This is a genomic window from Rickettsia endosymbiont of Gonocerus acuteangulatus (assembly GCF_964026435.1).
GTDB lineage: Bacteria > Pseudomonadota > Alphaproteobacteria > Rickettsiales > Rickettsiaceae > Rickettsia.
In genome coordinates this window covers 1687934-1700398 of record NZ_OZ032147.1, presented here as the reverse complement: position 1 = coordinate 1700398, position 12465 = coordinate 1687934, and the positions used below count along the sequence as shown (strand labels likewise).

The window sequence follows — 12465 nt, the reverse complement described above, 5'->3', positions numbered from 1 at the left end:
CTATAGTATTTTCACATTGCGGCGTTTGTAATATTATCGCTAAATCCCGAATATATTTTTCATCCAAGTTTTCAGCTATCTTTTATTGCCGTATTATCACTTGTAGCAGGTTATGAGTTTTATCTTAAAAATTCGTGGTTACTCGGAGAGAAAAAAGGCATTTTTGGAGTAATAAAATTTTATACCATATCAAATATTTATTCTAGTTTTTTAGCAAGCATCATTACTGCCCCCGTAGTAATAAATCAGTTTTTTATATTTTCTACTTACTCAGTACCAACAAATCTTATTGCTGTACCTGTAATGTCCTTTTTGTTTATGCCATCTCTGCCTTTTACTATGATTGGGTTTGATAGTTATATTTTAAAAATTATAGGATTTTTCATTGAAATAATAATCAGATCAGCCCACTATTTTAATAATTTACCCGGTTCGGTTTGGTATTTTGGCTATATTACAAATTTCAGTATCTTACTATTTTTATTTGGATTTTTTTGGATTTGTATATGGAAAACTACGTGGCGGTTATTTGGATTAGTAATTATGGCAATATCCTTTATATTTATGCTTTATTCGCCAAAACCTGAATTAATATTCGATGTGGGTAATATGGCAATTGGGGTTAAAAATAAGCAAGGTAAGCTTGAAATTTATGCTGATAAAATGGCAACATTTAATAGAGTTTATTAGGCTAATTGGTTTGACAAAAAGGCAGCACGCTACTGCCTCTAAAAGATAATATTTTTGCTACTAATTACGGGCAGAGAATCATCTTTAATAAAAATAACTATTGCAAAGAAGCCGAAATTCATATCAATCTTAATCATAGAGCAAAATGCACGGGAAATCTGATGACTATTGATAAAGATTTTTTAAACAAAAATCCGGTTATACTTATATTTTGCAATTCTAAAAAATGTCGAATAAAATCTAGTCATGCAAACTATTAATAAAACATTAAACATTACTTCAAAAGGGTATAAAAAAATTTTGAATCTTCTTAACAAAAAAGGAGAAGCAAGATTAATTGGTGGTTCAGTCCGAGATGCTTTGCTTGGTAAAGATAGTTATGATATTGATATAGCGACAAACTTACTACCAAATGAAGTAACAAGCATTTTATCCCAAGCTAAGATAAAAACTATACCAACTGGCTTAAAATTTGGTACAATTACAGCTATCTTAGAAAAGGAACAATTTCAAATTACAACTCTTCGGAAAGATATTGAATGTAACGGCAGACACGCTAAGGTAATCTTTACCAATGATTTTGCCGAAGATGCTGAAAGAAGAGACTTCACTATTAATGCTTTAAGCTATTGTCCTTTTAAAGGTAAAATATATGATTATTTTAATGGGTTTGAAGATTTAGAACAGCGAAAAGTAATATTTATAGGGGCTGCTCACCAAAGAATTAAAGAAGATTATTTAAGGATTTTACGATTCTTTCGTTTTTCTAGCTATTATGCAAATAGGCTTGATCCAGAAAGCCTTAAAGCATGCGAGGAACTAAAAAACGGCTTAATGAGCTTATCACGAGAACGGATAAAAAGCGAGTTCAATAGAATTATAGTCTCAAGCAATAGCCCCGAAATTTTAAAGGTAATGTTTGAAATAGGAATTTTGGCATTGATATTTTCCATCCAAAATTATGAAATAAAAATTGCAGAGCAAGCTAAAAACTTTAATCTAGAACTAGTTTATAGATATGCATTATTATTATATCATCAAAAAGATTTAGACTTAAAAATCTTCTTGAACTGGAAATTTTCAAAACACGAAACTATCCAAATATTATCCATATTAGATTTTATTCGTAAAAATATAATCACTGAATTTGATATAAAAAAAATCTGGCTGGAACATAAAAATTATAAAGAATATCTGTTAACAGCAAATATATTAGGTAAGATAGAATATTTACAAATAACAAAATTTATAAATATATATGATTCATTAGAACGACCTAAATTCCCAATAAATGGTACTGATTTACTGACTATGAATATAGAGCAAAAGAAAATAGGCGAAAAACTAAACCACTTAAAAAAGATTTGGATAGATCAAGATTTTAAGCCTAGTAAGTTGGAGTTATTGGACACGATAATGTCATTCCCGCGGAGGCGGGAATCCAGTTATGTGAAAATACTATAAGTAAGTAGAACAGAACCTATTTAAAATAATAAGATTTTAAATAGGTAATGATGAACAGAAAATATAGACACTTATCTCGAGAAGAGAGATATGAGCTAAAAAGAATGTATGACCTAGGAGTCAGTATTAATAAGATAGCACAACATCTTACGAGGAAAAGCACTATTAGTATGGAGCTAAAAAGAAATAAGGTAAAAGATAAGTATATGCCTTGTGTTGCTCAGGAAAAATATGAAAACAGGATGTATCAGCAAGAGTTATTAAAAATAGAAAAGAACCCTATGTTGTTAGATTATATTAAAAATGCTATGATTCGCAAGAAATGGTCGCCGGATGCTATAGCCGGAAAGTTAAAACTAGACAAAAATACAGCTTTGTGTATCAGTACAGAAAGTATATATAGATTTGTTTACACTTCTGCAGTAGCAGCTAAATTAAAGTTATATAGCTATTTACCTTCTAAAAGATATAAAAGGCAAGAAAGAGGGAAGAGGCGTCAAAGGATCATTATACCACAAAGGATCTCAATACATCAGCGTGATGCAATAGCTACGAAAAAGGTAGAAGTAGGGAATTTTGAGGCAGATCTTACATTTTATAAAGGTAATCAAAGTATGAATATTGGTGCACTGGTGGATAATAAAGAGTCAAAAGATTATTTTAGTGCTGAATAACTCCAAGAGAGCTACAACAGTTACCAATGGTTTTTTAAGAAAGATAAAAACTCTTCCAAATAGTGTGAGAAAGACTATTACTATGGATAATGGCAAAGAGTTTGTGGGGCATGTTGCCTATAGACTATGCTGGGTTTCAAACTTTCTTTTGTGATCCATACCGCCCTAGACAAAAAGCATTAGTGGAAAAAATGAATTCTATGATTCATAGAATTTTACCTAAAAATACAGATATTACTACCGTTACACAAAGAGGTCTTGACAATGTTGCTGAGATTTTAAATAACATGCCAAGAAAGATTTTTGGTTATAAAACCCCCAATGAAATTTGGGCAGAAAATTTATAGGTTTTGTTCTACTTAGTCCTTGAATTTTCAAGAGTTGATAAAAATAAAAAATGGCAAAGATCTAGATGTATTAATTACCGCCATTTAGTAAATGCTTTGATAAAGAAGCCTGGAGCATTTCGTGGTTCTATTCTACGGGATGATATTTTACCAAATGAGACATATAAAAACATTTGGAATTTGATTAATCAGCATTGTAAGCCAAAGCATGCGAATAAATTAATGGTAGGTATTTTAAAGTTAGCTGCTGATTATGATTGTGAACTGGCACTAGGAGAATTGGTGCTGTCATCTCTTTCTAAAGGTCAGATACCTTCTTTGAGTTTATTGCAAATACGTTTTCAATCTTGTAGTAATAATCCATTATTACCACCTATAGGAGTAACACAACATTCGCTACAAACATATGATCATCTTTTATCTGTGTTTGCTGTAGGAGGTTGTTATGCATGATTCTGCAACTTTACCAATTCTTCTAAAAGAATTAGGATTATTGACTATACTTGAGACATGGGAAAACTTTTTAGAGAAGGCACAAATTGAAGGATGGAGTTATAATAAACTGTTTTCTATTCTTTTAGAACAGGAGGTAGAGACACGTCATAGGAAAAAAGTACAAGCTTATCTTAGGAAATCACACTTACCACCTGGTAAATCTTTAACCACTTTTGATTTTAGTCAAGTACAGCCACTGAATAAAGCTAAGATAGAGGAATTAGCTTTTAATACTGCCTGGATAAAGAGATCAGAAAATCTTTTAATCTTCGGTCCGTCTGGAGTAGGCAAAAGTCACTTAGCGGCTGCAATAGGATATGCTTTAGTGGAGAAACATGTTAAGGTATTATTTATATCTACTACTAAACTAGTACAGCTTTTACAAGCTGCACGTAAAGAGTATAGATTACCAAATGAACTGACCAAATTAGATAAGTATGATGTTATTATCCTTGATGATATTGGTTATGTACGTAAAGATGAAGGAGAAACACATGTATTGTTTGAGTTGATTGCTCAACGATATGAATCTGGTAGTATGATTGTAACTGCTAACCAACCTTTTAGTCAGTGGGATAGCATTTTTACTACTAATTCTATGACTGTAGCAGCGATTGATAGGCTCATTCATCATGCTACAATTTTAGAAATTCAATCAGATAGTTATAGAAGAAAAAGTGCATTACTAAAACAAGTAGAGGATAATAAATAGTATGATAACTAATTGTATTAATGATCATAATGATACAGTAATCTATACTACTACCAATGAGCCAATGATGCCTGCTAGATTATATTATAAGGTCCACAATGAAGATTTATTAGTCAGGGCTTTAAAAAAGCTAAAGTGTATAGGATTTGAGAGTAAAAAGCATTTTGTATTATTGTATTATAAAGAAGCTAAAAACTTGAATTTAGAGGTACATTATCAAGATGTACTAGAAGAGTGTTATCCCGTAGTCTTAGCAACTGGATGTATTAAGCAAGGCTCTATATTACACTTAGACTTAAAATCGTTACAAAGAGCAGTATGCATAATAGATTTTTTAGGAAAGCACATACCCCCAACCATTATGGAAATTACTAGTTTTGCTCATTCTAATAAACTAACTGTAATCCAGAATAGCCAAGAGATACAAGAACTATTAGATCAGAATTTTGATCATATTTTTCTTGATAGTAATATTCATAATATTAATCATGTGATAAATCTAAATGATGCAGTAGGAAAAGAAATATTAGCCAGCTCTCCAGATAAAGCAATGGTGAATGAATCATTAGCAATGTTCATGCCATATGTTGAAGAAGAAGATATAGCTAATTATCCTGAATTTGAAAGGATATCAATACATTATAATAGGCAAAAACATGATAATTTAATTGTATGGTTATCAATAAGAGCAGTGATAAAGGAATTAGTTGCTACAACACATTACGAAGGCAATAAGAATTATTCTTCTAAAGATGCTCTAAATGAGTTATTTATAATGCTTAATTATGATTTAAATCTCTTTTGGGTATATTCCCCGCCGCTTGCGGCGTAATATGGCGGAATGAGCAAATATATACATAAAAGTCATAATGTTACGGTACTGCTGTATCACATGGTATTTCCAGCAAAATATCGCCGAGCAGTGTTTGACGTATCAGTTGATCAAGTATTACGAGAAATATGTTTAGAGATAGAAAAGAGATATCAAATAAAATTTTTAGAAATAGGGGTTGATGAAGATCATGTCCATTTTTTGGTACAATCTGTACCAACCTATAGCGTAACAAAAATAGTAACAACAATTAAAAGTGTTACAGCTCGTCAAATATTTAGACAGTGTCCACAGGTAAAGAAACAATTATGGGGTGGAGAATTTTGGACTGATGGATATTTTACGAGTACGGTAGGTAAGCATGGAAATGAGAATATGATAGGAAAATACGTAAAAAACCAAGGCAAGGAATATCAGAAACTGCATGAGGATCATCAGCTAGCTTTCTTCTAAAATACCCCGCTGCTTGCGGCGGGGATTACTTTTATTCCTAATAAGAATGAGGGATGACAACATTCAAACAATTTAAAACTGAAGTAATACAATAGATAACAAGGAGATTGGGATGAGCAACCTATTTTGTTAAATTATATCAAAAATGCTATGATTCACAAGAAATGGTCACCGGATGCTATAGCCGGAAAGTTAAAACTGGACAAAAATACAGCTTGTTGTATCAGTACAGAAAGTATATATAGATTCGTCTACACTTCTGCAGTAGCAGCTAAATTAAAGTTATATAGCTATTTACCTTCTAAAAGATATAAAAGGCAAGAAAGGGGGACAAGGCATCAAAGGATCATTATACCACAAAGGATCTCAATACATCAGCGTGATGCAATAGCAATGCAAAAGCTAGAAGTAGGGAATTTTGAGGCAGATCTTACATTTTATAAAGGTAATCAAAGTATGAATATCGGTGTGCTGGTGGATAAAAAGAGTCAAAAGATTATTTTAGTGCTGAATAACTCCAAGAGAGCTAAAACAGTTACCACTGGGTTTTTAAAAAAGATCAAAACGCTGCCAAGTAGTGTTAGAAAGACTATTACTATGGATAATGGCAAAGAGTTTGTAGGGCATCTTGCTTATAGACTATCTGGGTTTCAAACTTTCTTTTGTGATCCATACCGCCCTAGACAAAAAGCACTAGTGGAGAAAATGAATTCTATGATTCATAGAATTTTACCTAAAAATACAGATATTACAACCGTTACACAAAGAGGTCTTGACAATATTGCTGAGATTTTAAATAACATGCCAAGAAAGATTTTTGGTTATAAAACCCCCAATGAAATTTGGGCAGAAAATTTATAGGTTTTGTTCTACTTAGTCCTTGAATTTTCAATCAAAACTATGAAGTATAAAAATTTATTTTTTCTGGATTCCCGCTTTTGCGGGAATGACATAGGAGCCACGCCACAACGCTGGACAAGTCACGGGATAACAATAACTCTACTCTACTTCCTATTCTTCAGCTTTACTAGCTACGCTAAACCAAAAATAGTTACGAGCATTACCCCAATCGCAAGTATTGCTGCAATGCTGGTTAAAGATAAAGTAGAGATAGAAAGTTTAGCCGTAAGTAATGGCTGCCCGCATCATTATAATTTAAAACCAAGTGATCTAGCGAAAGTCAAAAATGCCGATATTGCTATTTATATAGATGAAGAGTTTGATGGCTTTGCTGAAAAATTAATTAATAATCATGCTAAAACAATTATAAAAATCAGTGATATTAAAGATTTAAAAACCATGAAAGATAATTGGCATATTTGGCTTGATCTTGATAATGTTCAAATTATGACAAAAGAATTTGCTAAAATATTTAGTGAAAAATTTCCTGATTTACAAGCAGATATTAATAATAACCTTGAGCTAGCAATGAAAGAATTACAAGATTTGCAAGAAGCTAAAAATAACGAGTTTGCTAATATAAAAGATGTGATTTTATTAAGCGACAGTAGCGAGTATTTTTTTGTTGATACAAATATCCGTACGACAAAATTATATAGTGACAGTCAAAAAAGCTTAAGATATTTTAGTAAATTAGACTCTTTAATTAAAGAGTCTAATAATAAATGCCTTATTTTAAGTACTGAGCAAAACCCAAACTTATATAACAAATTAAATGTTAAAACAGTAATACTAAATAGTGAAAACTGGGATATTAAAAATATTGATTCCAGAAGCTTCCAGAATCAATATTTACAGATGATTAACCAGGTTAGGGGGTGTTTATGAATATTAAATGCGTAATATCTAAAAATAGAAAAATTAAATTTCTTGAATTTTTAATTAATTAGTGCTAAATTGAAACTATTAAATTCAATTAGGCAATATTTAAAATGTATCAACGTTTTATACAAGGAGTTTTAGAAAAATTTTCTAAATTTTACCCAGTTTTAGGTATTACTGGACCAAGACAATCAGGGAAAACTACTCTTGCAAAAATATTATTTCCTCATTTAACTTATGTATCGTTAGAAAACCTAGACACTAGAATTCAAGCACAACAAGATTTACGCTCATTTTTGGCTCATTATCAAAATGGAGCTATTTTTGATGAAGTTCAACATGTTCCAGAACTTTTATCATATCTGCAAGGTGTGGTAGATGAATCATCCCAAAAAGGACGATATGTAATTACAGGCTCTCAAAATTTTAGTTTAAGTCACCATATATCACAATCTCTTTCTGGTCGTATAGGTATGGTTACTCTTTTACCTCTTAGCTTATCAGAACTAAAAGAAGCAAAAAATCCTTTAGCTAGTATATTTAAAGGTGGATATCCATTATTGCATAATTTAAATATGCATCCCTTAGATTTTTACCCAAGCTATATTCAGACCTATATTGAGCGTGATGTACGTCAATTAAAAAACATTGAAAATTTTAATCGATTTCAAACTTTTTTAAAATTATGTGCTGGAAGAATTGGACAGATTGTAAATTTTTCATCACTTGCTTTAGATTGCGGTATTTCTCATACAACAGCCCGTCAATGGCTTGGCATACTGGAAGCAAGCTATATTATTTTTTTTCTTCAACCATTCTATAAAAATTTTAATAAACGTCTTATTAAAATGCCAAAATTGTATTTTTACGATACAGGTATTGCATGCACATTACTAGGACTTGAAAAAGAACAACAATTAGAAACACATTATCTTAAAGGAGCACTTTATGAAAATTTAGTAATATTAGAGCTGCTGAAGGGACGTTTGAATTTAGGATTACCGGCAAATTTTTATTTTTGGAAAGATAAGAGCGGTCATGAAATAGATTTTGTTGCAGAGTGGGGTGGAACAATAAAAGCTGTTGAAATTAAATTTAATTCAACTTTCCAACCTGATTATGTAAAAAATCTAAACTATTTTTATAAACTCGATCCAAATATTGAAAGTTACTTGGTTTATAATGGAATACAAGAAGGTAAATTTTTAATTACCTCTCTAATTCCTCTAAAACAGATTGATAAAATATTAAAATAATCGTTATTTCGAATTAATATAATCCTAATAAATATAGTACCAAATTCCTGAGATTGCCGCGTCAATGCTACACATCTAATAAACTATATCATTTCAAATACTGCTTTAGATACCTACCAGTATGGCTTTCAGAGCAAGCAGCAATATCGGCAGGGGTGCCATGTACCACTATCTTACCACCTTTATCACCGCCCTCAGGACCAACATCGATAATGTAATCAGCTGTTTTTATAACATCTAGATTATGCTCGATAACTAAAACAGTATTTCCCATATCAACAAGCTTATGCAGTACTTTTAGCAATTTATTAATATCGTCAATATGCAGCCCTGTAGTCGGCTCATCTAGTATATAAAGCGTTTTACCAGTGGAACGTCTTGATAGCTCTTTAGCAAGTTTAACACGCTGTGCCTCCCCTCCGGAAAGAGTAGTTGCCGATTGACCGATTTTAATGTAACCAAGCCCTACTTCATTCAAGGTAATAAGCTTTTCATAAATTAATGGGATTTTTTCAAAGAATTGCATTGCGTCTTCAACAGTTATCATTAATATATCAGCAATAGATTTACCTTTATATTTTATCTCTAAAGTTTCTCTATTATATCTATGACCATTACAAATGTCGCATTTTACATATACATCAGGCAAGAAGTGCATCTCTATCTTAATTAGCCCATCACCTTGACATGCCTCACATCTACCACCCTTAACGTTGAATGAAAACCTACCGACTTTATAACCTCTGGCTTTTGACTCAGGCAGTTCTACAAACCAGTCCCTAATATGAGTAAAGGCACCAGTATAAGTTGCAGGGTTAGAACGTGGAGTTCTGCCGATTGGTGACTGATTAATATCGATAATTTTATCTATATATTCAAGCCCTTTTAATTTTTGATATTTTCCTGGAAATACTTTTGCTGTAGGCTCTAAATGTTTTAAAGCAGCCTTATATAAAGTATGAATCATTAAGCTTGATTTTCCGCTTCCTGATACCCCCGTTATGGCAGTAAATGTACCAAGCGGAATTTTTATATCGACATTATCCAAATTATTAGAAACAGCTCCAATAAGCTCTATTGCTCTGTTATCATGTCCTGTCCGAGTTTGCGTTGGCACTTTAATTGTTTGACGACCGCTTAAATATCTTCCTGTAATACTTTCTTCAAAATTCTTTATTTCTTCAGCATTACCTTCAGCAATAACACGACCACCGTGAATTCCAGCCCCTGGACCTATATCAATAATATGATCAGCCTCATACATTGTTTCTTCGTCATGTTCTACCACTAAAACAGTATTGCCAAGATCCCTTAGCCTTTTTAGCGTTTCAATTAATCTAGTGTTATCACGTTGATGCAAGCCAATGGACGGCTCGTCAAGTACGTATAAAACACCGCTTAAACCTGATCCTATTTGCGAAGCAAGACGGATACGCTGACTTTCACCTCCTGATAAAGTACCAGATTCTCGTGACAATGTTAGATAATCAAGCCCAACATTCATCAAAAATTTTAGTCTTTCATTAATTTCTTTAAGGATACGTTCAGCGATAAATAATTGTTTTTTATTTAATTTTTGTTCTAGGTGAGCAAACCATTGTTGCAGTGTTGCAATACTCATATCTGCTACTTCACCTATATGAATATTTACTATTTTAACACATAAAGCTTCATCTTTTAGCCTATAGCCATTACAAGCCGTACATTTATGTTCGGACTTAAATTTAGCTAACTCTTCCTTGATCAAAACCGATTCTATAGTACGATCTTTTTCTTGCAAACTCGGTATTATTCCAGCGAATGGCTGATGAATTACTTGTGTTTTAGAACCATCATGAAACTCAAACCTTATCGCCTCTTCTCCAGAACCTTCAAACAAAATTGTTTTAATATTATCAGATAAAGCTGAAAAAGGTGACTCTATAGAAAATTTATAATGCTCAGCAAGTGCTTTTAACGTCTCTAGGATAAATTTTGAGGACGTACTGCCCCACGGCACTATTGCACCATCTTTAATGGATATTCTATGATCTGGTACAATTAAATCACAATCGAAGAAAAACTCTTTACCAATTCCCTCACATTTAGGACATGCACCAAAAGGACTATTAAAGGAAAATATTCTTGGTTCAATTTCTGTAAGCTGAAATCCTGACACTGGACAAGAATATTTTTCAGAAAAAGTTATACGTTGATTTTTTTCGTATTCAGTATTAGCTGCAGTTGGTAATTCTACGATTTCTACGTAGGTAATACCATCAGCAAGATTTAATGAACTCTCTAAACTATCAGCTAGCCTATTGCCTAAATTCTCATCTAAAACTATTCTGTCAACAATTACTTCAATATTATGTTTTTTATTTTTATCAAGCTTTGGTAAATCATCTATTTCACAAGTTTCCCCGTTAACAATTAATTTCTGAAATCCTTGCTTTTTCAGATTCATAATCTCACGTTTGAATTCCCCTTTATGTCCTCTGACAATCGGAGCTAGTAAATATATCTTCGTTCCCATAGGCAATTCGTTTATTATATCTACCATTTCAGAAACAGTTTGACTATGTATAGGAAGACCCGTTGCCGGAGAATAAGGAATCCCAACCCTTGCATATAATAATCTGAGATAATCGTAAATCTCGGTTATAGTTCCAACTGTAGAACGCGGATTCTTAGAGGTAGTCTTCTGATCAATCGCAATAGCTGGCGATAGCCCAGAAATAGACTCAACATTTGGCTTGTTTTGTAAATGCAAGAATTGCCTTGCATATGAAGATAAGCTCTCAACATATCTTCTTTGACCCTCTGCATAAATCGTATCAAACGCTAAGGAAGATTTACCCGAACCGCTAAGACCAGTTATAACGACAAATTTATTCCTTGGAATATCAACATTTATATTCTTTAGATTGTGCTCTTTAGCACCACGTACCTTGATATATTCTTGGTTCATATCACTCTTACTGAAAAATTTTAGGATATTTTAAAAAACCTGTAGTATTATAGGCTCTTTTATTTTATTATTGCAATAATAATATTTTTAAAATAGGTAATCTATGGCAGGTAGCTTAAATAAAGTGACATTAATAGGCAATTTAGGACGTGATCCTGAAATTAGAACTACGGGGGAAGGAAAGGAAATAGCGAATCTTTCTTTAGCCACCACCGATATTTGGAAAGACCGTGTTACCGGTGAAAAAAAAGAAAAGACCGAATGGCATAGAGTAGTGATATTTAACGAAGGGTTAGTATCTGTTGTAAAAAATTACGTTAAAAAAGGTAGTAAATTATATATTGAAGGCTCGTTACAAACTCGTAAATGGAATGATAGTTCAGGCGTGGAAAAATATACTACAGAAATCGTGTTGCAAAATTTTAATTCACAATTAATATTGTTGGATAGCAAAAATTCTACTAGTTCTAATCTTCAAGATTCAGGTCATAGTGAATATAAACATTCCAAACCTTCTTTTGATCATAGCGACTTAGATGACGAAATACCGTTCTAATTATCGTAACGTCATTGCGAGGAGTGGCGAAGCTTACTGTGTCATCTAGTTGCTTGAAATAGTACCGGACAGTTTTAAAAAAATGCTATATTTTATTTAGATGTGGGGGACCTTATATGTCATTCTTAGCAACGGCGGACTTGCTGTATCTATGCTTATTATTTCTGAATTCCCGCCTACGCGGGAATGACATTGGAGTCATACAACAAAGCCAGTTTTTACTCGCAATGACGAGGAAAATAACCATTAAATAC

General features: G+C 32.3%; 13 protein-coding genes and 1 pseudogene. 13 read left to right on the top strand and 1 reads right to left on the bottom strand.

Going from position 1 to position 12465, the window contains the following annotated elements; translation table 11 throughout:
- Positions 1-15 precede the first annotated feature (15 nt).
- The 12 genes and pseudogenes from AAGD55_RS10540 to AAGD55_RS10485 all read left to right on the top strand — a co-directional run.
- Positions 16-456: pseudogene (locus AAGD55_RS10540) on the top strand (ComEC/Rec2 family competence protein); the annotation flags it as partial.
- Between the two features lie 480 nt (positions 457-936).
- Positions 937-2154, top strand: coding sequence for a CCA tRNA nucleotidyltransferase (locus AAGD55_RS10535; protein ID WP_341791434.1), 1218 nt, complete (start codon positions 937-939; stop codon positions 2152-2154).
- A gap of 47 nt (positions 2155-2201) precedes the next feature.
- A complete protein-coding gene (locus AAGD55_RS10530) occupies positions 2202-2828 on the top strand; it encodes an IS30 family transposase (RefSeq protein ID WP_341791433.1) in 627 nt (208 codons plus the stop codon).
- Positions 2779-2982 carry a hypothetical protein gene (locus AAGD55_RS10525; protein ID WP_341791432.1) on the top strand — a complete coding sequence of 68 codons (204 nt, stop codon included), beginning with the start codon at positions 2779-2781 and terminating at the stop codon, positions 2980-2982. The genes AAGD55_RS10530 and AAGD55_RS10525 overlap by 50 nt, the downstream gene beginning before the upstream one ends.
- Positions 2939-3175, top strand: coding sequence for a hypothetical protein (locus AAGD55_RS10520; protein ID WP_341791431.1), 237 nt, complete (start codon positions 2939-2941; stop codon positions 3173-3175). The genes AAGD55_RS10525 and AAGD55_RS10520 overlap by 44 nt, the downstream gene beginning before the upstream one ends.
- Positions 3176-3178: 3 nt before the next feature.
- Positions 3179-3628, top strand: a complete 450-nt coding sequence (locus AAGD55_RS10515) for a hypothetical protein (protein WP_341791430.1) — start codon at positions 3179-3181, stop codon at positions 3626-3628.
- Positions 3621-4382 (top strand): IS21-like element helper ATPase IstB, encoded by a 762-nt coding sequence (gene istB / locus AAGD55_RS10510; RefSeq protein WP_341791429.1) that lies wholly within the window; start codon positions 3621-3623, stop codon positions 4380-4382. The genes AAGD55_RS10515 and istB overlap by 8 nt, the downstream gene beginning before the upstream one ends.
- 64 nt (positions 4383-4446) lie before the next feature.
- Entirely contained in the window at positions 4447-5214 is a 768-nt protein-coding gene (locus AAGD55_RS10505) for a hypothetical protein (RefSeq protein WP_341791428.1), read from the top strand.
- Between the two features lie 9 nt (positions 5215-5223).
- Positions 5224-5667: an IS200/IS605 family transposase gene (gene tnpA / locus AAGD55_RS10500; protein ID WP_341790826.1), complete on the top strand. Its 444-nt coding sequence runs from the start codon at positions 5224-5226 to the stop codon at positions 5665-5667.
- 126 nt (positions 5668-5793) lie between these two features.
- Positions 5794-6528 carry an IS30 family transposase gene (locus tag AAGD55_RS10495; RefSeq protein WP_341791427.1) on the top strand — a complete coding sequence of 245 codons (735 nt, stop codon included), beginning with the start codon at positions 5794-5796 and terminating at the stop codon, positions 6526-6528.
- Between the two features lie 39 nt (positions 6529-6567).
- Positions 6568-7455, top strand: a complete 888-nt coding sequence (locus tag AAGD55_RS10490) for a metal ABC transporter solute-binding protein, Zn/Mn family (protein WP_410526136.1) — start codon at positions 6568-6570, stop codon at positions 7453-7455.
- 104 nt (positions 7456-7559) lie between these two features.
- Positions 7560-8705: an ATP-binding protein gene (locus AAGD55_RS10485; protein WP_341791426.1), complete on the top strand. Its 1146-nt coding sequence runs from the start codon at positions 7560-7562 to the stop codon at positions 8703-8705.
- Positions 8706-8793: 88 nt separating this feature from the next.
- Here AAGD55_RS10485 and uvrA read toward each other — a convergent pair whose 3' ends face one another.
- Positions 8794-11655 (bottom strand): excinuclease ABC subunit UvrA, encoded by a 2862-nt coding sequence (gene uvrA, locus AAGD55_RS10480; protein ID WP_341791425.1) that lies wholly within the window; start codon positions 11653-11655, stop codon positions 8794-8796.
- A 103-nt stretch (positions 11656-11758) separates the two neighbouring features.
- Between uvrA and AAGD55_RS10475 the strand changes: the two genes are divergently transcribed.
- Entirely contained in the window at positions 11759-12211 is a 453-nt protein-coding gene (locus tag AAGD55_RS10475) for a single-stranded DNA-binding protein (RefSeq protein ID WP_341791424.1), read from the top strand.
- Positions 12212-12465 lie beyond the last annotated feature (254 nt).

What these genes read in the sequence shown, in the direction of transcription:
- AAGD55_RS10535 (WP_341791434.1), top strand. Translation starts at nt 937, where the DNA reads ATGCAAACTATTAATAAAACATTAAACATTACTTCAAAAGGGTATAAA.
- AAGD55_RS10530 (WP_341791433.1), top strand. Translation starts at nt 2,202, where the DNA reads ATGATGAACAGAAAATATAGACACTTATCTCGAGAAGAGAGATATGAG.
- AAGD55_RS10520 (WP_341791431.1), top strand. Translation starts at nt 2,939, where the DNA reads ATGTTGCCTATAGACTATGCTGGGTTTCAAACTTTCTTTTGTGATCCA.
- istB (WP_341791429.1), top strand. Translation starts at nt 3,621, where the DNA reads ATGCATGATTCTGCAACTTTACCAATTCTTCTAAAAGAATTAGGATTA.
- AAGD55_RS10505 (WP_341791428.1), top strand. Translation starts at nt 4,447, where the DNA reads ATGATGCCTGCTAGATTATATTATAAGGTCCACAATGAAGATTTATTA.
- tnpA (WP_341790826.1), top strand. Translation starts at nt 5,224, where the DNA reads ATGAGCAAATATATACATAAAAGTCATAATGTTACGGTACTGCTGTAT.
- AAGD55_RS10490 (WP_410526136.1), top strand. Translation starts at nt 6,568, where the DNA reads ATGAAGTATAAAAATTTATTTTTTCTGGATTCCCGCTTTTGCGGGAAT.
- AAGD55_RS10485 (WP_341791426.1), top strand. Translation starts at nt 7,560, where the DNA reads ATGTATCAACGTTTTATACAAGGAGTTTTAGAAAAATTTTCTAAATTT.
- uvrA (WP_341791425.1), bottom strand. Translation starts at nt 11,655, where the DNA reads ATGAACCAAGAATATATCAAGGTACGTGGTGCTAAAGAGCACAATCTA.
- AAGD55_RS10475 (WP_341791424.1), top strand. Translation starts at nt 11,759, where the DNA reads ATGGCAGGTAGCTTAAATAAAGTGACATTAATAGGCAATTTAGGACGT.